The organism is Streptococcus criceti HS-6 (assembly GCF_000187975.2).
In the GTDB taxonomy this organism is placed as follows: Bacteria; Bacillota; Bacilli; order Lactobacillales; family Streptococcaceae; genus Streptococcus; species Streptococcus criceti.
Genome location: NZ_AEUV02000002.1, coordinates 1,732,035 through 1,752,991 on the forward strand (window position 1 = coordinate 1,732,035; position 20,957 = coordinate 1,752,991).

The 20,957-nt window shown below is 41.8% G+C and carries 19 protein-coding genes, 1 pseudogene and 1 other annotated feature; of the genes and pseudogenes, 3 read left to right on the top strand and 17 right to left on the bottom strand.

Translation table 11 applies throughout. From position 1 onward, the window contains the following. The first annotated feature begins 266 nt into the window (after positions 1-266). Positions 267-1,229: a hypothetical protein gene (locus tag STRCR_RS08115; protein WP_004228707.1), complete on the top strand. Its 963-nt coding sequence runs from the start codon at positions 267-269 to the stop codon at positions 1,227-1,229. Between the two features lie 89 nt (positions 1,230-1,318). Here the strand turns inward: STRCR_RS08115 and STRCR_RS08120 are convergent, their stop codons facing one another. The 11 genes and pseudogenes from STRCR_RS08120 to STRCR_RS08170 form a co-directional block, all read right to left on the bottom strand. Further along, positions 1,319-5,704, bottom strand: coding sequence for a glycoside hydrolase family 70 protein (locus STRCR_RS08120; RefSeq protein ID WP_004226184.1), 4,386 nt, complete (start codon positions 5,702-5,704; stop codon positions 1,319-1,321). Between the two features lie 447 nt (positions 5,705-6,151). After that, positions 6,152-6,445 (bottom strand): 50S ribosomal protein L27, encoded by a 294-nt coding sequence (rpmA, locus tag STRCR_RS08125; RefSeq protein WP_004229856.1) that lies wholly within the window; start codon positions 6,443-6,445, stop codon positions 6,152-6,154. A 23-nt stretch (positions 6,446-6,468) separates the two neighbouring features. Next, positions 6,469-6,801 (bottom strand): ribosomal-processing cysteine protease Prp, encoded by a 333-nt coding sequence (locus STRCR_RS08130; protein ID WP_004228332.1) that lies wholly within the window; start codon positions 6,799-6,801, stop codon positions 6,469-6,471. A 9-nt stretch (positions 6,802-6,810) separates the two neighbouring features. Further along, the gene (rplU, locus tag STRCR_RS08135; RefSeq protein ID WP_004225697.1) at positions 6,811-7,125 is read right to left on the bottom strand and encodes a 50S ribosomal protein L21; all 315 of its coding nucleotides are present in this window, start codon (positions 7,123-7,125) and stop codon (positions 6,811-6,813) included. A 40-nt stretch (positions 7,126-7,165) separates the two neighbouring features. Next, positions 7,166-7,241, bottom strand: a sequence feature (ribosomal protein L21 leader region). Between the two features lie 63 nt (positions 7,242-7,304). Continuing rightward, positions 7,305-7,892, bottom strand: a complete 588-nt coding sequence (locus tag STRCR_RS08140; RefSeq protein WP_002264144.1) for a TMEM175 family protein — start codon at positions 7,890-7,892, stop codon at positions 7,305-7,307. Between the two features lie 24 nt (positions 7,893-7,916). Beyond that, positions 7,917-8,446 (bottom strand): annotated as a pseudogene (locus STRCR_RS08145) (GNAT family N-acetyltransferase). A gap of 30 nt (positions 8,447-8,476) precedes the next feature. Continuing rightward, positions 8,477-9,658, bottom strand: a complete 1,182-nt coding sequence (locus STRCR_RS08150; protein WP_004228745.1) for a CapA family protein — start codon at positions 9,656-9,658, stop codon at positions 8,477-8,479. 723 nt (positions 9,659-10,381) lie between these two features. Next, positions 10,382-10,909, bottom strand: coding sequence for a GNAT family N-acetyltransferase (locus STRCR_RS08155; RefSeq protein WP_004227564.1), 528 nt, complete (start codon positions 10,907-10,909; stop codon positions 10,382-10,384). Further along, positions 10,910-11,521, bottom strand: a complete 612-nt coding sequence (locus STRCR_RS08160; RefSeq protein WP_004229722.1) for a hypothetical protein — start codon at positions 11,519-11,521, stop codon at positions 10,910-10,912. An 8-nt stretch (positions 11,522-11,529) separates the two neighbouring features. After that, positions 11,530-12,744 (bottom strand): tRNA uracil 4-sulfurtransferase ThiI, encoded by a 1,215-nt coding sequence (gene thiI / locus STRCR_RS08165; RefSeq protein WP_040804597.1) that lies wholly within the window; start codon positions 12,742-12,744, stop codon positions 11,530-11,532. A 57-nt stretch (positions 12,745-12,801) separates the two neighbouring features. Then, positions 12,802-13,947, bottom strand: coding sequence for a cysteine desulfurase family protein (locus STRCR_RS08170; RefSeq protein ID WP_004229348.1), 1,146 nt, complete (start codon positions 13,945-13,947; stop codon positions 12,802-12,804). 181 nt (positions 13,948-14,128) lie between these two features. On the opposite strand from STRCR_RS08170, the gene STRCR_RS08175 reads away from it, so the two are divergent. After that, a complete protein-coding gene (locus STRCR_RS08175; protein ID WP_004228213.1) occupies positions 14,129-14,641 on the top strand; it encodes a DUF6556 family protein in 513 nt (170 codons plus the stop codon). After that, positions 14,641-15,888 (top strand): bifunctional folylpolyglutamate synthase/dihydrofolate synthase, encoded by a 1,248-nt coding sequence (locus STRCR_RS08180; RefSeq protein ID WP_004226480.1) that lies wholly within the window; start codon positions 14,641-14,643, stop codon positions 15,886-15,888. Before STRCR_RS08175 ends, STRCR_RS08180 begins: the two co-directional genes overlap by 1 nt. 78 nt (positions 15,889-15,966) lie before the next feature. Here the strand turns inward: STRCR_RS08180 and gorA are convergent, their stop codons facing one another. From gorA to uvrC, 6 genes are all read right to left on the bottom strand, one after another. Continuing rightward, on the bottom strand, positions 15,967-17,319 hold the full coding sequence (gorA, locus tag STRCR_RS08185) for a glutathione-disulfide reductase (protein ID WP_004225338.1): 1,353 nt from the start codon (positions 17,317-17,319) through the stop codon (positions 15,967-15,969). Between the two features lie 371 nt (positions 17,320-17,690). Further along, on the bottom strand, positions 17,691-17,900 hold the full coding sequence (locus STRCR_RS08195) for a hypothetical protein (protein WP_003048819.1): 210 nt from the start codon (positions 17,898-17,900) through the stop codon (positions 17,691-17,693). 10 nt (positions 17,901-17,910) lie between these two features. Beyond that, on the bottom strand, positions 17,911-18,117 hold the full coding sequence (locus tag STRCR_RS08200; RefSeq protein WP_004230118.1) for a helix-turn-helix domain-containing protein: 207 nt from the start codon (positions 18,115-18,117) through the stop codon (positions 17,911-17,913). Between the two features lie 4 nt (positions 18,118-18,121). After that, complete coding sequence (locus STRCR_RS08205) at positions 18,122-18,646, bottom strand: DUF2975 domain-containing protein (protein WP_004228633.1); 525 nt, start codon at positions 18,644-18,646, stop codon at positions 18,122-18,124. 129 nt (positions 18,647-18,775) lie between these two features. Next, positions 18,776-19,147 carry an ACT domain-containing protein gene (locus tag STRCR_RS08210; RefSeq protein WP_040805009.1) on the bottom strand — a complete coding sequence of 124 codons (372 nt, stop codon included), beginning with the start codon at positions 19,145-19,147 and terminating at the stop codon, positions 18,776-18,778. A gap of 15 nt (positions 19,148-19,162) precedes the next feature. After that, positions 19,163-20,953 carry an excinuclease ABC subunit UvrC gene (uvrC, locus tag STRCR_RS08215; RefSeq protein WP_004229763.1) on the bottom strand — a complete coding sequence of 597 codons (1,791 nt, stop codon included), beginning with the start codon at positions 20,951-20,953 and terminating at the stop codon, positions 19,163-19,165. Between the last annotated feature and the right edge of the window lie 4 nt (positions 20,954-20,957).

A 20,957-nucleotide genomic window follows, 5' to 3' on the forward strand; every position in this document is an offset into this window, starting at 1 on the left:
AGCCTTGCCAATCTTCAGTGTTATAGTCTATCGCTGACTTTATCTAGACACCTAATTATTCGCTGAATAGTTAAGGATGTCTGTGACTCGTCGACTAGTCTGATCCGGGATAACTCGACTACAATTTAAGTTTTCTTGAAGATTAATTTTCTTGCTAAAAAATGAGATTTATCACATCGAGGTTACAATCTGTAATCGTTTTAAAGACGATGCCGACAGGCTTTCCACAGTATGGTACAATACAGGGGCATAAGGAGGTAAATTTTATGCAAGGAAAGAGAACTTATACGATGCACAAAGTGAAAAAGCGTTGGGTAACCATTGCTGGTACTGCTACTGTCCTGTCGGCTGCTTTGCTGGCTTCTGGTTCAGTCAAAGCCGACCAGCAAGACTCTACCGTAGTACGTGGTGATAGCGCTGCTGTTGTGACTAAACCCGCCGAGAGCCAACAGGGTCAAAATATTCAGGCAGAGAATCAGCCAGCAACAGACCAAGAAACAGTTTCTGGGACTGAACAGGTTCAAACGGATACTGAGCAAAAATGGCAAGCCGTTGATCAGTCTAGCCAACCTGAACAGGTAGCTGCTGCTGTTAATCAAGCTCAGGCAGCCAGTCAAGATGCTCAAACGAATGATGCTCAGCAAGAGCAAGCTAGTCCTAAAATCAGAGATAGTCACGCCATTATCAGCAAAGATGATGCCAATGTGGTTGATCAAGATAAGCAGACTGGTTTCTATACAACTGGCGATAATGCATGGTATTACGCTAATGAAGATGGCAGCTTGGCCAAAGGTTTGCAAAGCATCAATGGTCAAACGCTCTATTTCGATACCACAACGGGTAAACAAGTAAAAGGCGACACTGTGAAGATTGATGGAAAAGAATACTACTTCGACCAAGACACAGGTGATATGTGGAAAGATCGCTTCCGCCAAATTGATACTCAGGACTACCGCGGTGTTGCACCAGGTGCTAAGGTAGGTATTGCTTGGCTCTATTACCAAGCTGATGGTTCTGTAGCGTCCGGATTGACAACCACTCCTGATGGTCGTACCCTCATGTTTAATACCTATAACCATCAACAAGTTAAAGGAAAGCTAGTCAATACAGACGGTAACAATTACCGCTACTTCGACCTCAATACAGGTGATATGCTGCGTAATACAAGCATCTACGATGGCAGTCAAAAATATAATATCGACGCCAATGGTATTGCGACTAAAGCTTAACGACCTTGTTCAAAACTACCCTACCAAATAAAAAGGCTTCCCCAAGTGTGAGGAAGTCTTTTTAATAGCTGTGATTTGAGAACTCTTATTTAGTTCCAACCACGGTAGATAGCAACGCCATTATTATCGAAATAATAATACTGACCGTTAACTTCTTTCCATTGATTCGTAATCATGCTGCCTGAGTTAGCATCGAAATAACGAAGTTTTCCATCAGAAGTTCTTACGGCTTTGCCTTTGGCTTGGATACCGTTTGCGTCAAAGTAGACACGCTGGCTACCAACTGTTTGCAAACCAGTCAAGACTTGGCCGTTTTTAACGTACAGCCATTGACCTTTAGCGTTTGAGTACCAGCCGCTGCCAGTCACCAATTGGCCTTCCATACTGTAGAAACGGAGAACTGATCCATCTTTGATGGTCTGACCTTTAGCAATGGTTTGGGTGATAGCTACACCATCTTTACCGATGATATAAGTCTTACCATCTGAACCCTTAACAGTGCGGTTATAAACTTGGTCGCCTGAGTTAGCATCATAGTAACGAATCTTACCATCAGCGCCCTTGACGATGTCCCCTTTAACTTGTTGACCATTAGCCTTGAAGTAAAGTTTTTGACCACGAACAGTTTGTGCGCCAGTGACAGCTGCACCATCCTTACCAAGATAGAACCAGTGACCAGTCTTATCTTGGACAAAGGTATCAGTCCACATGTCACCAGAGTCACCATCAAAGAAGTACAATTTACCATCTTTAGCTGTTACAAAATCACCCTTGACTTGTTGGCCGTTAGCCTCAAAGTAGAGATGTTGTTTGCCAACAGTTTGCGCGCCGGTAACCGCAACGCCATCTTTACCAAGGTAGTACCAGTGACCAGCTTGGTCTGAAATGAAGGTATTGGTTACCGCATTACCATTATGCTCATCGAAGTAACGAACCTTACCATCACGCGTAACGATAATCTTGTTCTTAGCTTGGATACCATCCTTATCGAAGTATTGGTCATGTCCGGCAACTCGTGTTACACCAACAGCCATTACACCGTTTTCAAAGTAGCGCCAGCTGTCATTGCCGAATTGATAGTAACCATTTTCGTAACGTTTACCATCATTAGCGTAGTAATGGCTCTTACCATCTTGATCAGTGAGGATACTATTGCGAAGGGCAGCCCCATTAGCAAGGAAGTAATAATTAGCTCCTTGAATGTTTTGAGCACCCATGACCATGTATCCGTCTTTACCAAAGTAATAAAGATTACCCGCTTCAGTGATGAAGCTATCTTTCACTTGCTCACCAGTTGTGCTGGAGTTGTAGATATATCCCTTACCATCGAAGCGAATACCTGACTCAACAACTTTTCCAAGCATAGCACCTGGCAAGAAGACCTTACCTTCTGCAACGTTGAAATACTTGTTGCTTGCTTGGTCGCTGAGGACATAGTTAGCACCGCGTCCAAGGATATTGCTTCCATTGAAGTATTTGGCAGACCATTGCTTAATCTTAACAGATGGATCTATTGCCTGACCGGTAGAAATTTGTTTCTTGGTGAAGAGTTCAGGATATTTTTCCTTCAATTCATCAAGGAAGGCACCGCCGTATTTAGCTTGGTAGTCATCACCAGAGCCTTTAGTATCTGTTACATAAAGAGTATGGTTGATTTGACTGCCAGCAACTGGTTTACCAAATTTATCTGTTCGAGTAACGGTAACCACTTCTTTTTTAGGGAAGGTGTACATTTGGTCTGGAACCCAGTCTGCCATAACTTTTAATCCAGCCTTATGAAGTGCTTTAATAGCTTTAACGAGATGTTCTGCGGTACCATATTTATTTGCCTTAGACATACCAAGGTCATAGCGGTCGGTAAAGGCATAACCATTTTGGATAACAGAATCGAGGAATTGACCATCATCTGAAGATGTGTACTGAGGTGCCATTTCGAAGTCTGTGATACCCCATGAAACGAATTTGTCAACGTTTTTAGCAATGACAACGTTAGCATATTCGTCTTCCTTGGTAGCGAAAGCTTGGAAGTTTGAGAAACCTTCAAACATGACGCGTGAGTCCATAGCAGCATCTTGGTGAAGGGATTTGCCGTCTGTACTTGCTGCATTAGTAGCTGCGACACGGATATCTTGATCAGCTGGTGCACCGACTGGTACCCAGACTTGAAGGAAACCAGAAATTTGTGGGTTAGCCACACCTTTAAGGTCGTCATTCAAGAAGTACAAATAACCATTTTCATCCGTACGTTTAGTCATACCAGCCTTGCTAGCATCAGCATCTGTAGCATAGGTAGCGACACCGTCTTTAGTTGATACCATAAGAGCACGGTACTCTTGGTTCGCATGGGCAGCACCCATATTGAGGGCTACTACTTTACCTTCCAAACTAAAGTTTGGCTGGTTCCCCATAACAATACCAATACCTGATGTACGAGTTGTTGCATCACCCTTATCGCTTTGTTTAAGAGCACCCTTACCGTAACGGACAGATGTCAAGATTTCACCATTACCAATTTGGTAGTTCTGCATGGCTTGGCCACCTGAAACATACTTCATCCGTGCCTTCAAAAGGGACTCAATGGCATTGTAGTTCACGGTCTTGTTAGCCATGTATTGGCCATCGTCAGTAAACATATCTCCGTAGTAAATACGTGGGATAGAGCCCTTGTTTGTTAGAAGCAGGGTGTAAGACAACGGCACATTGTAGTGCGTATATTTCTTGTTGGTCTTCTTCAAATCTTCGTTGTAGATCTTGAAGGCCTGATCAATTTCTTCTTGGGTGAATGAATAGCCAAATGAATTTGGATTAATTTCTGCCTTGATGATATCACGAATCAAGTCTTGCACTTCACTATCGTGAGCACGAGCAAAGCTGTAACTTGGAATTTTTTCCACTTCACGATCATCAACTTCACGATCGACCACACTGTTGTGAATCAATGGATTCAGGCCAGAACGTTTATCAAGTGGCTTAGCCAATGACCAGAGCATTGACAAACGGAACTTGTTATCCATATTCATGAGGTTGTCACCTTCATCGTGAAGATAAGGTGTATCATTATCACTCCACGCTTCTACGATAGAAACATGGTCGTTGGCATTTTTGTTATTTTTATCAATCTTATAAGCAGACTTAAGGTAGTCGCTAGAGATTTGCAATAGATCGGCATCAACATTATCCACCGCATCGACACGGATAGAATCAAAGTTGGCTTCTGGATCATTAGCATAAATACTACCGAAGTTAAGAAGGTAGTGCAGCCAGTTCAAACTTTCAGCTTGTACAACTGGGTTTGAGTTGTCCACATCGTTAGCCAAGAGATACTCGTAGCCCCCAAGTGGATCATTTTGGTTGAAGGTAAAACGAGGATCCAAAGAACCCGTTTGGTTGGTCGGCGTGCGGTTAAGAATACGGTAACCAGATTGAGTATCAGGTGTCAAAGATGTTTCATTGTCGAACTTGAGAGCACCGTTTTGCAAGTGGTCATCATAAGGCTTTTCACTTTCGCCATTCCATTGCGGTTGGGTCTTAACAAAGGCAGAAATTGCCTCGCGAAGCCATTTAGTATTCTTTTCGCTTGTGATTCTTTGCTCAATACGTGCTTGAACTAATTCTGCTGCTGCTGTCAAATCAGCTTGGCTAGTTTCGGCTGTATAAGTTTTGTCGATACCGACAACTTTGTTCATGTAGTTGACATAGTTGCGTTTTGTTTCGGTATCAGGCCACCAAGCCATCAAAAGCGGACGGAAGTCATCTTTGGTCGATTCTGTCCAAGTTTTGCCATCTTTCAAAATGGATTTTGGACGATACCATGAATCAGCTGTCAGATAGTTATCAATAGCTTCAAAGTTTTCTGCTGCTGTGCTGTAAGCACGGTTATTAGCCGCAAATGTTGCGGTTGTCTGATTAGCTGAAGACGAAGTCTTGTCAGCACCTACTTTTGATGTATCTTTGTAAGCGCCGGTTTCATCAAAGTAAAAAATAGCATCACCAACACTGATAGCGAAATTCTTTTTCACATTTCCATCAGCATCGTAATAATAATACTTTCCATCAACCTGTTTGACGTTTGACAGATTTGTCAAGGCTTGGGGAACAGATTGGACATCAGCTGCAGCTACAGCAGCATCAGAGATTTCTGAGTTGTTATCTGTGTTAGGAACCCATTTAGCTTCTTGCGTATCAGTGTTCGCGACTTGAGCGTCTTGGTTAACTGCTACTTCCTCAGTTGAACCAGTATCTTCTGATGTCGCAGTAGCAGGAAGGGGTGCAGCCTGATTATCTTGGCTACTGGCCGCCTGATCTCCTGCTACCGCAGCATTCGCAGCATTGTTCGCATCAGCTGCTGCAGCGTCCGTATCAGCACTGGCTACTGAAGCACCTAGTGCTGATGCAAGCATAGTGGCAGATGCAACAGAAATAGTTACCCATCTCTTTTTGACCTTGTGCATCTTGTAATGTACATTCTTCTCCATCAAGGGAGTCCTCCTAATTTGAAAAAAGTAACGATGTCTAACTTTTTTAATAGTTAAACTATTTTAATCGTCAAGCTATTCTAACATAATTTTAAAATTATTTCTAGTTATTGACAATTATGTTAAACGTTTTCTTGTTGATTTTAAAAGGAAAATTTCTAAAAAAATCTCCTGTAACCGTTGCCAAATGACTTCCTTTTTAAAAATTTATGTCATAACTTGTCATAAATCATCATTCTTCTTACTCAATAATACAATAATACAAAGTCGTTTCGTTAGGACCAGAACGATTAGCTAGCAAATACTATTTTCAATTCGGTGGACTATAAAATTAGTCAGAAAACGAGGATTGTCCCATAACAGCTCTCGTTCGCCAACTATTTGTTTACTCTTCTCTTTAGTTGGTGATGAAGGCAACAAAAAAACAGGCCCGAAGCCTGCTTGTGCTTATTTTGCGATTGGGTAAACAGATACTTGCTTCCTATCGCGTCCTTTACGTTCAAAGCGAACAACACCTTCAACCTTAGCGAAGAGGGTATCGTCTCCTCCGCGGCCAACATTGGCACCTGGATAGATATGAGTTCCGCGTTGACGGTAAAGAATTGAACCACCAGTTACGGTTTGACCGTCAGCAGCTTTAGCACCAAGGCGCTTGCTTTCTGAGTCACGTCCGTTTGATGTAGAACCTCCACCTTTTTTGTGAGCGAAGTATTGCAAGTTAGAAAGATTAAGTTTAATCATAATATTTTCCTTTCGTTGAAAGCTTATTTTATGACAGGCCGGGCGACATACTGAGATGAATTTTCCGCTAAATTTTCCAAGCCGATAACGACCGAAGCAAATAGCGTCTGCCAAACCTGCTCTTGATGAGGAGCTAGTTCTTGAGGTTTTTCAACCTTGAGGAAACCTCCTTCATCTGCTAATTCCATTTTCGGCGACTTACCGGTCAAAACCTCTACCGAATTGATGAAGTTAAGGGCCAGCATAGAAACCGAAGCACAAATCACATCAAAGCCATACTCACCACTGCCGGCATGACCTGTAATTTGCATCCCAGACCAACCTTTTGCGTCTTTGGTAAATGTTGCTTCAATCATGATTAGAAATTAAGCGTTAATCGCGTTGATAACAACCTTGGTGTATGGTTGACGGTGACCTTGTTTACGGTGGCTACCTTTTTTAGGTTTATATTTGTATGATACAACCTTCTTTTGTTTTCCTTGTTTTTCAACAGTTCCAACAACAGTAGCTCCTTGAACAATTGGAGTACCAACAACAGTTTTGTCACCACCGACAAGAACAACTTGATCAAAGGTTACTTCTGCTCCAGCTTCAACATCAAGTTTTTCAACATAGATTGCTTGATCGACTTCAACTTTAACTTGTTTTCCACCAGTTTTGATGATTGCGTATGTGCTCATGATGCACCTCCTATAAGATTTTTGGACGAAGGATAAAATCCTTCTTGTGAAGACTCGCCTAAATCGTGAGCTACGAAAGCTGCTTAAAAGCGATTTTCGTGCGGTTGCACAGGATGTGCATATAGTCAACTTTTATAGTATAGCATAGTCACTTAGGTATTTCAAGGAGTACAGTTAATTTATTTAGCTTTTTTCTCTTCAGTAATCGAATTAGGAAAAACAATAGCCAAAGAAACAAATAGAACAGTATACATCATAGCCGATGGCCAAATGGTCAAACTTAAAAACAATCCTAAAGTTTTCAAAAACATATCAAGTTTTAGCCATCGACTCTTTTTGACAGAGAAAGTTTGGATGGCTTCTGCCTTTTGGTTTTCCTTAATATGCGAAAGATCACTCTGCATCCACAAATTTGAACAAGATATTGCTATCACAATAATACCATAAAAGGACTGAGCAGCTGAATTATTGAAATCACTTGCAACCAGATTAGTGGCATAAGGAAAAAAAGAAGAGAAAAACAGCATTAATAAAGACTGCCAAACTGTTTTATTGGAAATACTTTTAATATCATGCCAATTACGATGCAATAAAACCCACATGGCCCCTAACCAAAAGAAGGAAATAGTATAGGCAAAGAAATTCATTCGTAACTGCCATAGATTTTCCCAAGAAATAGGGTTTGGTTTCTTTAATTCTAAAACTAAGATTGTCATGATAATAGCCAGTATAGCATCTGTAAACGCAGCTAAACGTTCCTTTGTCATTGTAAACCTCTCTCATTATGTTTCCTACTGTACTGTTATTGGCACGAAGCCCAGAACCGCTCTTTTGACTAATTTTTGAAAACGTTCTAAATCCATACTCTGTTCCGTAGTCAATATCTGATAGCGCTCCTGCCCCTCGTAATAGTAATGAGATGTCAGTTGGTATCCATTGCGCTCATAAAAGGACAGCCGCTGTCTTCTTTGTTCACTATTTGGCCTTTCTCGACAGGCTCTATCGTTAAAATAAGCGGTTTTCTTCCAGCATATTCACGAATCTGTGCTAATATCATACTGCCATATCCTTTGGAGCGAACTGACCCATTAACAGCTAAAAAAAGGATAAACACCTGCTCCTTAGATTCAATAATATAAGCAAAACCAACAAAGCGTTCCTTATTATAATAGGCATAGCAAGTCGCCACAGAGCGCAAGCTATTTAGCAGCAAGCAAAAATAAGGAAAGCGCTCACGAGGTGGAAAAGCTGAAAGATATAATCTTTTAACATCATGATAAGCTTTACTAAAAAACTTCACTTTTTGCTGAGCTAAAGTCATCGATTTCCTTTCTTATCAACCATATCTTTGCTACCATTTTAAATTCACCAATTCCTTCATTTCTTTATAAGCTGTATCAATCTTCTCTTTCATGGCACTATCTAATTTATGACGGTATTTGCCGCCTTTGATGAAATCCTCCAGAACCAACGTTTGATAATTATAGGCATCATAACCTTCATCAACTGTTTGGCCGGTAGGCTGCCGCCAAACCATGGTTGGATGAGCTTTGACGGTTTTGATAACAGTCTTTTGACCCGCCTTTTCAAAAGTCACATCCATCAGCAAACCACGTTCGGTCCAAATATCATCAACTGTTTCTTGATTTTGGTTGGAGATAAAATTTCCTATAGAATAGATGATAAATTTCTTTTGTCCATCCTTATGCAAGGTCTCTGCTGGTTCCACCACATGGGGGTGACCGCCGAAAATGACATCAGCTCCCCAGTCGATCATCTTATGATAGAGCTGGACTTGTTCATTGGTCGGATCCTTTTGGTATTCCACTCCCATCTGTGGCATGACAACAGTGATATCCGCCTGCTTTTCAGCTTGGGCGAGTTCGGCTTTCATTTGCTTTTCATTCAAGTCGGATAAATGCTTTTTGTACTCGCTCTTACTTAGATTGGACTCCATGCCGTTATAGCCATAGGAATATCCTAGGATAGCAATTTTAATCCCATTAACCTTTTTTATAAGAAAGGTCTCCTTGCGGCGATTTCTCTGATAGATACCTATAGTATCTAACCCAAGCTTATTGAAAGTTTGAGCAGTTTCCAGAGCACCAGACAGACCGGAATCCAAAATATGATTGTGGGCCAAGTCAATAACATCATAGCCCGTCTCTTTTAAAGTCGTGGCAATAGAGCTAGGAGCATTGAAAAGAGGGTAACCTGCAAGAGGGTAATCACTGCTAATCGTTCCCTCATAATCTCCAAGGGCTAAATCAGCATCTGAAATCCAATTTTTGGCATACTTGAAGTAGGGATTGAAATCATAGCTGCCATCCGACTGTCTAGCGCTCATGTAGAGAATATCGTGTATCAGGATATCACCATTGGCTACAACTCTAGCAGTTTGTACCTGACCGGACTTTGTTTCAGACTTCTTAGCCGCCAAGCCGCTCGCATCGTAAAACGCGGCCACCACAAGAATGGCCAGAACCAAGGTCACACAGATAAGGCTAACTCTTGAGAGTGGCAACTTTTTCATAGACATTCCCCTTTTGTTTACTATGTATACAGTATTATAGCATATTTCCGCTTTCAAAAAGGTACTATTAGAAAAATTATCCCAATTAAAAATCAAGGGCCTGGGACAAAAGTCCAGACTCGTTAGCATGTTCTAGCTTTACCAGATTGACGCAGTGGTTGGGAGTAATACTTGTTGGCTAACCCAAGAAGTATTACCCCTGCACAATTCACTAGGTACTTTAGCACCAATGATTCCCTGCTGATTGGCGGTCCTTAATCTTGGGGTGCAGTCCCATTTGTCAGGCCCCCCTTGAACAGTTCGCTGAACTGTTTAAGAAAACCAAGATCAACTGTGCAGAGGTGGGATTGAAATGCTCCAGTGGACTTTGGCAGTCTGGGGATAGACTGCCACCTAAAATAGGAAAGTGGCAGAGTCCTGAGCCTTAAAAGGGGAGAGCGGAGAAAATCAAAATCGTGATTTTATCATGATTTACTGATTTTTTATACGTAATCCTCAAAGATTACAATGTTTTGTGGGTGAGAGCAAAGCCATCATGGCTGTTTGTCCCACTCTCACGAAACTAAACTCAAACAAGAAGCAACAACTACCGAAAAGGCTGGCTAAAAAAAGCTTACCCTCATATAGTTTTTAAGGATTTTATTGCGAAAGTCAGCGTTTAAAGACGATACGATTAACATTGTCAGAAATAGCCAAAGCTCCTGTCATGAATAGCTGTATCCCCTAATCCACGCTAACCTTAACTCCTGCTTGTTCAACCAAGGTAGCCAAATTCGTGAAGTCTTCAAGGGGAAGTGTTGTCTGACTAACCATGACTTGATGGGCTTCTGGACCTTCATAGTAATAGTGGGGAGTTAAATGATAACCATTCGATTGGTAAAAAGCCAGACGGCGGAGCCGCTGACCGTAATTGCTAGCGGCCTGATCTAAGGGCTCAATAACTAAAACTCTTGTCCGACTGCTTGCTTGTCGGGCTACCTTGGCTAAGATAGCCGATCCATAACCTTGGGAACGCTTGTCTTCCACTACTGCTAAAAAGAGCAGATAATAGACTGAGTCTGATCTAAGACTGTAGGTAAAACCGCAGAAAATCGGGCCATCAAAATAAGCCCTAAAATCCGCCTGACCAGATTCGGATTTCTCAAGCGACCACTGCCAGTCTAAACGCTCTTCAGGGGGAAAGGCTGAGAGGTAAAGACTTGAAATTTCATCCAAATAATTTTTAGACTCTAAGACATTCAATGCTTTCATTTACTCATCTTTTAAAAAATATATGGTTCTAGGTTGATCATTCTCACCCATCCAAACAAACAGTTCCACACCTTTTCTTTGTTCACGAAGATAGCTAACCATTGTTTTTGATGAATTAACAACATGGACCTGATAAGCCTTACCATCATTAGATTTTATGGCTAAATCGATATTAGAATAAGAACTACGACTACTTCCAACCGATAAGTCCATATCTGTCACGACCATACGTTTCATATGCTTAAATCTTACTATATCAACACGATTTTGAGCAAAATAAACATATCTTGAAATACCATTATAAGGGCGAAGAATAAGGAAATAGGATAGACCAGCAAAGATAATTGGAATACCTATAAAAATTGCTAGTAGTGACTGTATAATAGACATGTTGCTTATATTTTTTCTAAAACGATGAAAAAATTTAGTTCCAGTGTCACGATTAGTACGTTTGTTCAATCTCCACGACCAGTAAACCCCAAGTACAATAAAAAACCAGTTTATTACTATACCAAATATATAGCCTATATTAGGTTCAGTGCCCACGAGTACATTCACTTTTGAACTATCCCATGACCAAGCATGAAGGAAACCATCAAAAAAATTATCCATAAATTATCCTACAACAACTCCTTAATCATATCATCTACAGCGTCATTTTGACCTTCCGGTGTGATTTCAGAAATCATAATACCTTTAACAGCACGCTCAATCAAGCCCTCAACATCCAAGCGAGCTTCGTACTGCTCGACATTTTTGATTTTAGGATTGGTTTTGGGACGGTCAGGTGCAAAAATGGTACAGCAATCTTCAAAAGGTTGGATAGAAATCTCAAAAGTATCAATTTTTTCAGCGATATCAATGATTTCCAGTTTATCCATAGTGACCACTGGACGGATGACTGGTGTTGCTGTTACCGCATTAATGGCTTGCATGGATTCTAGTGTCTGACTAGCAACCTGGCCAAGACTTTCACCGTTTATGATGACCAAACCATGGCGCTGCTCACGAATCCGATCAGTAATCCGCATCATAAAGCGGCGTGTCAGGGTCATGAGGTAGGCTTCGGGTGCTTTTGCCTTAATTTCCTCTTGAATTTCTGTAAAGGGAACTTCGATAAACTGGATATTACCGCCAAATTTTGTCAATTTACGTGTTAAATCTTGCGCCTTTTTCAAAGCACCCGGACTAGTATAAGGAGGGCTAGCAAAATGGACCGCTTCAATGTCTACTCCTCGCTTAAGAGCCAAATAGCCTGCTACAGGTGAATCAATGCCACCTGAGAGCATGAGCATACCCTTACCAGCTGTGCCAACTGGCAGACCACCAGCTCCCTTAAGTTCTTCATAAGAAATGTAGGCCGCTTCATCACGAATTTCTACCTTGAGGGTAATATCAGGCTTTTTCATCTGGGCTTTGATATTAGGGAGGATATCAAAGACAGCTCCGCCAAGATCTTGATTGAGCTCACGACTGTCTAAGGCAAATTTGTGATCGCTGCGTTTGCTGGAAACCTTGAAGGTCAGTCCATCATGATAAAGGCTTGTCATGATGTCTTGCACAGCCTTCCGCAGGGTTGGCATATCTTTTTCCAATTTATATACTGGTGAAAAGGCCTGGATACCAAAAATCTGCTTGAGACTTTCAGCAACAGGACGGTAGTCAGCCCCATTGAGGAAAACGTGACCGCGATCGCGGTCGGCTGTTACCGTGATCTCTGGGTAGATAGAGAGGACATCTTGGATGTTGTGCCTAAGTTTATTGATGAAACGCATGCGATTTTTGCCCTTGGTAGAAAGCTCACCGTAGCGAATCATAATTTCAGAATACTGCATATAATCTTTCAAAAGTCCGACAATCAACTGCCGGACGTCCTTTCTTAATTTTTATCCTTAGCGGACTTTTTTCGTTTTTTCGTAAACTTGTTTGAAGATGGTCAGGAACTGCTCAACCTGACTCATATCATTGTCATCATCTAAGCTGATTCGGACGGCTGTTTGCGCTTCCTTGGTCGGTACCCCCATCGAAATCAGTGTACCGGCTGGTTTACCAGCCTTAGAGGAACAGGCACTGGTAGTGGAGATATAAATCTGATGCTCTTCAAAGGCATGCACCACTACTTCTCCCCTTACCCCCTTGATGCCAAAAGTTAAAATATTAGGAGCAAAGTCTTGACCAATTTCAGAAAAGACCCTGATATCGGGATATTTACTCAATTCATCGTAAATTACAGCTTTCATCGCCGCTATCCGAGGCAGGGCCAGCTCTTCCTTATCCAAGGTCAAACGCAGGGCCTTAGCCATAGCGGCAATACCGGCTAGGTTCTCGGTCGTTGAGCGCAGGGATTTTTCTTGACCGCCACCCGTCAAAAGAGGGCTGATACGCTTGCTGACCTTCTTATAGAGAAAGCCGACACCACGGACGGCGTGAAACTTGTGTCCTGAGAAAGAAGCAAAGTCAACTCGGTCAGTCAAATAGCTGGCAGTCGGAATTTTTCCGATAGCCTGAACAGCATCTACATGAAAAGAGATGGTCGGCCGATTAGCCAAAATTTTTGAAATGGCTTGGATGGGCTGAACAGAACCAATTTCATTATTGACAGCCATGACTGAAACCAAGATAGTATCCGGCCGCAGGAGGCCAGCTAACTGTTTCACATCTACAAAGCCGCGACTGTCAACAGGGGCATAAGAAACCTCAAATCCTTGAGTAGCCAACCATTTAGCAGATTCTTTGACAGCTGGATGTTCGATATCTGACACAATAATGTGTTTACCGTAGGGGGCTTTTTCAAAAGCCAGTCCCTTGATGGCCCAGTTATCGCTCTCAGTCCCGCCAGACGTGAAAAAAATTTCCTCAGCTGACTTGCCTAATAGCTGGGCAATTTGCTTGCGAGAAGCCTCGAGCAAGCGGGTTGCTTGGTCGCCAAGGCCATGAAGGCTGGAAGGATTACCGAAAATCTTAGTCGCCACCTCCTGATAGCTGCGAAGGGCTTCAGGATAGGGCTGGGTTGTAGCTGAATTATCAAAATAAATCATAGTCGTTCCTTTAACAGTCAATTGGCTTTATTATAGCATAATTTAATAGGCATGAGGCGGGCAGAAAACTAATTTAAGACTCGGACAGAAATAGCAATGACCATACCACTTTATTTAAGAATTTTTTTTCAGATTTTGGTACACTAGTAGCTAGAAAACTTTTTTAAGGAGAAAATTCACCATGTCTCAATACTCACGTTCGCAACGCAGAAAGAAAGAAAATACGGAACTTAGTCACACTCCTATCCGCCAAGAAACAGAAAGACGTATCCCTAAGGCAAGAGCCACTAAGAAAATTGCCCGAGGTGCCAAGAAAGGTTTCTCAGCACTGCAAAAAATCGTGGCTATCGCGGCAGGGCTGGTTACTATTTTGGGGGCACTGGGTTATTTTGCTATTTCCCGCAATAATTCTAATAACGACAAATCATCTGACACCTCTACGACAACGGTCATCAAAGAAAAAGAGGATAGCAACAGTCAGGCAAGTTCTAGTGATGCCAACAGCGGCCAAACGCAAGATGGTCAGCAAACAGAGGATCAAAGCCAAAGTCAAGACCAAACTCAAGATCCTAATCAGGATCAATCTCAAGGCGCCCAAGATCAAGGAAATGGCGGAGACGCTGGCACTCAACAAGTTCCGGATGCTAACCAAGGCCAAACTGGTGGAGACGCTGGCCAAACACCTCAGCAATAATGTTAAACTATCAAGAAACCTTACAAGCCATCCACAGCCACAAGGCTTATGGACGACGGCCTGATTTCAGGCGATTAAATTGGATATTAGATAAACTGGGAAGGCCCCAAGCAGGCTTTCCCAGTCTTCATATTGTCGGGACTAATGGCAAAGGCTCAACCACTGCTCTGCTCCAAGCTGTCTTTAGCCAAGCAGGTTACAAGACTGGAACCTTTACCTCGCCCTTTATCACTCGTTTTAATGAAAGAATAGCTGTTGATGGTCAGCCTATCAGTGACCAAGATCTAGTAAAAACTTTCGATTTAGTCCGTCCTTGGTTAGTGAAACTTGCTGAGACAGAACTGGGGACTTTGACAGAATTTGAATTAGTCACTGTTCTTGCTTTTCTGTATTTTGAGTGTATACAGCCAGTTGATATGGCCATCATCGAAGCCGGTGTCGGCGGGCGTTTTGATTCAACTAATATCATCATCCCTTTAGCAGCCATCTGCACTTCTATTGGCTATGATCATTTGGATACTTTGGGCAATCGTCTGGAAGACATAGCCTGGCATAAGGCAGGGGCCATCAAATCTGGACGGCCGATAATTCTTGGACCAGTCCCTCAGCAAGCTCAGATCGTTTTTGAAAATGAAGCCAAACGGTTACAAGCTCCCCTCTATCAAGCAGGTCGGGACTTTTGGATTGAGGATACCAGCAATGGCTTTGATTTCAAAGGTCCGTTGGGCAGCTTGCAGCATTTAAGCCTGAGCCTTCTCGGATCTCACCAGAAAAACAATGCAGCCTTGGCCATTGAGACCAGTCTGCTCCTTCAAAAGAATTTCCCCAAGATCGATGAGGCTGCGATTAGGACTGGTTTACAGTCTGCTTTTTGGCCCGGTCGTGGTGAACTAATCAAACCTAATATTCTGCTGGACGGAGCCCATAATCCTCAAGGTATTCAGGCCCTAATCAATCTTTTAAAAACAGATTTTCCAAACCGCTCTAAACAGTTGCTTTTTGCAGGCTTGAAGCGAAAAAATCTTTCTGAAATGTTAGCGCTGCTAGAGGGTCTGGAGCTCAGCGTCACCACTTTTGCTTTCCCAGAAGCAGCCGATTTAGCAGACTATCCTGAAACCCACTCAAAGGTTGCTGATTTTCGAGAATGGCTGGATAAGGCCAAGGATTCTGATGATCTCTTTATCGTGACAGGCTCTCTCTACTTTATTGCAGAAGTGCGCCGTTATCTTTTGGATCAAAAGAACTAGCTAAAATCCCAAATCAATTCATGATTTGGGATTTTTTGTCTTTTATCTTATCCTCCGTTTGATGCAGATCTATTAGCCTTATCTCATCGTAACAAATTCTTCCGCACCTGTCGGGTGGATAGCGACAGTGTTGTCAAGATCAGCTTTGGTAGCTCCCATCTTAATCGCAACCGCGAACCCTTGGATCATTTCGTCAACACCATAGCCGATACCGTGGAGGCCGACAACTCTTTCATCTTCGCCTTGAACAACTAATTTCATGCGAGCCACTTGGCGATTGTCAGCCAAGGCTGTATACATAGAAGTAAAGGATGAGGTATAGACTTTGATTTGATCTTTCCCATACTGCTTAATAGCTTGTTCTTCCGTCAAGCCAACCTTACCCATGGCTGGGTGGCTAAAGACTACGGTTGGGACATTGGTATAATCCATCTTAGCTGTTGTTTGACCGTTGAAGAGACGCTCTGACAGTTGACGGCCCGCCTTGATGGCAACTGGGGTTAACTCGATCTTACCGTTGACATCACCGATAGCGTAAACACCTGATACATTGGTATTTTCGTATTCATCAGCTTGGATAAAGCCACGCTCGTTAAGCGCCACACCGGTGTTTTCCAGTCCGTAGCCCTTCGTGTTAGCGACACGCCCAATAGCCCAGATAATGACATCAGTGGTATGCTCCTCACCATTTTCAAAGATGAGGGTTAAGGAACCATCAGCATTCTTGACCACTGCTTTTGGTACACAATGTTTATGCAGGGTTGGACCGTCTTTTTCCATTTCTTCCATGAGAGCGTCCGTTAGGTAATTGTCCCAGTTGCGAAGAGGGCGATCCTTACGAACAAAGAGGTGGGCATCACTGCCTAGGGTATGAAGGAGACCAGCAATCTCAACACCGATATAGCCAGCTCCTACAATAGCCACGCGCTTAGGGACTTCATCCAACTCAAAAAAGCCATCGGAAGTGATCCCATACTCCGCTCCTGGAATGTCAGGAATGAGAGCATGTCCACCTGTCGCAATGAGAATATGGGGCGCTGTATAGGTTTCACCATTAGCTTCCAGCGTGTGGGCATCGATAAAGGTGGCATAAGCATTCAGTACCTCTACACCATTTGCCGCAAATCCTCGTTCATAGGAGCCATGGATACGGTCAATGTAGGCTTCACGATTATTTTTCAGGGTCGTAAAATCAAAAGTTGTATCTCCCACTGTAAAACCGTATTCACCAGCATACTTATGAATCGCTTCAGCAACCTGAGCCCCATACCACATGACCTTTTTAGGAACACAACCACGGTTGACACAGGTCCCGCCAGTCTCCGCTGCCTCAATCAAGAGCACTTTTGCGCCATGCATAGCAGCTCGGTTAGCCGAAGCAATCCCCCCAGAACCACCGCCAAGGACAATATAATCGTATTCTTTTACCATAAGAATCCCTTTCTATCGTTTCAGTAGACTTAGAGTATCATAAATAGGGAAGGCAGGCAATTTTCTGATACGACTATAAAAGGCAACTGTCGGATAAAATAGATTACTTTAAAAATGACTAGTTACTGGTACCTTAAAATTTAGTCTTTCCTAAAAGCTATTAATAACTTAGCTTCACTGTCTGAAATTATTTTTACGGAACTGATATTTTTTACTCTGATTCTTTTGATAGAGAAATATGTTTTGCCTTGCTTTCTAAAATTGAAATCTTGACTAGTATTTTTACTTACTTTTTCAAACTCACTTTCTCCTATTTTAAGATTCAAATCTGATACTTTCTCAATCTCATCTCGACTCGCCATCACATATATTTAGCCCGTAAAAGGCTGTTTTAACTCAAAAGTGTCACCCGTTTTTAATTCTACTAATTGTTGAATTTTCAAATCTTTGAGGTCTTCCTTTGATAAATCATTTTGAAGTTCGCTCTTTATTTCAATTGATGTGTCATTAGTCCACAATGAACAACCAACAAAAAAGAAGAGGGTACTAATAAATAATAATGTAACAAGTAATTTTTTCATAAACATCTCCTTATTTTCTGTATTCTAAAATATCACCTGGCTGACAATCTAATTCTCTACAAATATTCATCAATGTCTCAAAACGAATTCCTTTTGCTTTACCAGTTTTTAAAATCGATAAATTAGCTTCTGTTATGTTGATTCTTTTAGCGAGTTCTTTAGACGTTATGTTTCTTGACTTAATAACCTCATCTAAATTTATTTTTATTCCTTCCATTTCATCAGATTATCTCCTCATTTTCTTGTCTTAAAGCAATTCCTTTTTGGAATATCATTATAAAAATTAAATTAATTACTAAAAATATAATATTGATATAATAGTCCTTTATGGTAAAAGTATAGAAGCTACTAATCCTATCAATATTACTGCTATTAAGAATAATATGAACCCCTATTTGTAAAATTGTAAAGATTATTCCTAATTTAAAAACAACTTTTAAAATCTTTAAATTAGATTGGTAAAAATATTTATTGAATTGAAAGTTTAATAATAAGTTCCTCAAATAATAAAGAATTACTGACAAAATGACAGTCATAATTAATAAAATAGTGAGAACTAAAGCAGGAATGATAACTGACATTGTAATCGTTGAAGAACCATAATCAAAAAATATGATGCCCTGGTGGTTTTCCTCACTGAATATTACCCCCAAAATCCCTACCATTAGTAAAACAGTCAAAGCGACAACTAGAAATTGGAATAAATACAAGATCAATCTTAACCATTTAAAAATATTTATTTTCATACAGATCCCCCTAAATATTATTGTCAGACGATAATATTCCCTTTTAAATTATTGTATCACAATAATTTAAAATAACAATATAAACATTTTTCTAAATACTAAAAAGCAACCACTATAGGCGGCCGCTTTTCAAATCTTTTCAATTTTATATCCCTTTTCTTCTAAAACCTTCATGGCTCTGTCAAAGTCGGTCGTCTTAGTCAGGATATAGTCCGTATTGTAGGTAGAGACGGCGAAGATGCCAATTTCGTTGTCAGCTAAGATGGCTGAAAGTTTTGATAGAATGCCGATGAGTGAAAAATCTAGCACACCTTCAATGCGAAAGGCTGACCAGCCATTATCTACCTCAATAGCATTATCAGGGACATCCTGACTGGAGCAAACCAAAGAATTTTCCTGATCAGTCTTACTCAGGAAAATATAAGGGCTATCCCAGTTAACCTGCGAGTAATCCCTTACTTGGCAGATAGAAAAACTTTGTTTCAGTGGCTTGAGAGTCAGCATATAACATCCTTTCTATTTCTTAGCAACTGCTTCTGGTATCAATGTTTCCTTGATGGCCTCTGCGACAGGCCGCGGTATGCCACAGTTGACGATATCGTCCACATCTGCTTCCTGGATCTTGGTCAGACTCTTGTAATGCTTGAGCAGGAGCTGCTTGCGTTTAGGTCCAAGACCAGAAATGCCATCCAGTTTGGAGCTGAAACTGTTCTTGCTGCGAACCTGACGGTGAAAGGTGATAGCAAAGCGGTGGACCTCATCTTGCACGCGCTGAAGGAGAAAGAATTCCTCGGAGTTTCGTGGCAGATTAACAACTTCCAGAGGCTCACCAAAAAGCAACTCATGGGTCTGGTGCTTGTCATTTTTTTGCAGACCAGCAATAGGAATATCCAGCCCCAGACGGTCTTGGATGACCTCTCTGGCAATATTGACCTGACCTTGTCCACCATCAATAACAATTAAATCGGGTGGAGTCAAATCATCTCTCATGACCCGACTGTAGCGCCGATAGATAACTTCGCGCATGCTGGCATAATCATCAGGTCCGACAACGGTCTTGATTTTGAACTTACGGTAGTCCTTCTTACTGGGTTTCCCATCAACAAAGACAACCATAGCGGCAACCGGGCTGGTCCCTTGGATATTGGAATTATCAAAAGCCTCGATACGGCGAGGGGCTGGAATATTGAGCAGCTCACCGAGATTTTCAATAGCCCCCTTGGTCTTTTTGATATCCTTTTCCAAAAGGTCAAACTTTTGCTGCAGGCTGATTCTAGCATTCTTGGTTGCTAGGTTGACTAACTGCTTCTTCTCGCCGCGCTGCGGTTTAATAACTTTAGTACCTACAACTGCCTTGACGAGCTCAGCATCAATATCCTGTGGAATAAAAACTTCCTTAGGCAAAAAGTGCTTGCTCTCACGATAGAATTGTCCTACATAGGTGAGAAAATCCTCTTCAGGCTCATTATAGTAGGGAAACATATTGACATCGCGCTGGATGAGCTTGCCTTGACGGACGAAAAAGACCTGTACACACATCCAGCCCTTGTCAACGTAGTAACCAAAAATATCGCGATCAATCATATCTTGATTCATAATCCGCTGCTTCGTGCGTAAGGTACTGATCGCTTCCAAAAGATCACGGTACTCGGCAGCTCGCTCAAACTCCATGAGTTCCGAAGCTTTAAGCATTTTATCGCGGATTTGATCGACAATCTTATTATCCTTGCCATTGAGGAAATTTTTAACATCCTCTTTGAGACCGTCCCAGTAAGCCTGATCAGTATGGCAAATCGTATGGGCATTGCACTGGCCGAGATGGTAGTAAAAGCAAACCTTATTCGCTGGATTGGTACATTTCTTGAAGGGAAAAATCCGATCCAGCAGGCGTTTGATCTCGGTCGCCGCTCCCGAATCAGGATAGGGACCAAAATAAATCCCATCTTTACGGTGAACCTGACGGGTAATCATGAGCCGGGGATAGAGCTCATTGGTAATCTTGATATAAGGATAGGACTTGTCGTCCTTGAGACGGATATTGTATTTGGGCATATTTTCTTGGATCAGATTAATTTCCAAGAGCAGCGCCTCAGTGTTAGAGCCTGTCACAATATACTCAAAATCAGCAATTTCTGAGACCAACATCTCTGTCTTCGTATCATGACTGCCGTGAAAATAGGACCGCACCCGATTTTTTAAATTCTTGGCCTTTCCCACATAGATAATCGTGCCATTTTTATCCTTGTGGATATAGCAACCAGGACTAGTTGGCAGTAACTCCAACTTGTGCTTAATCAATTCATTCATAGAA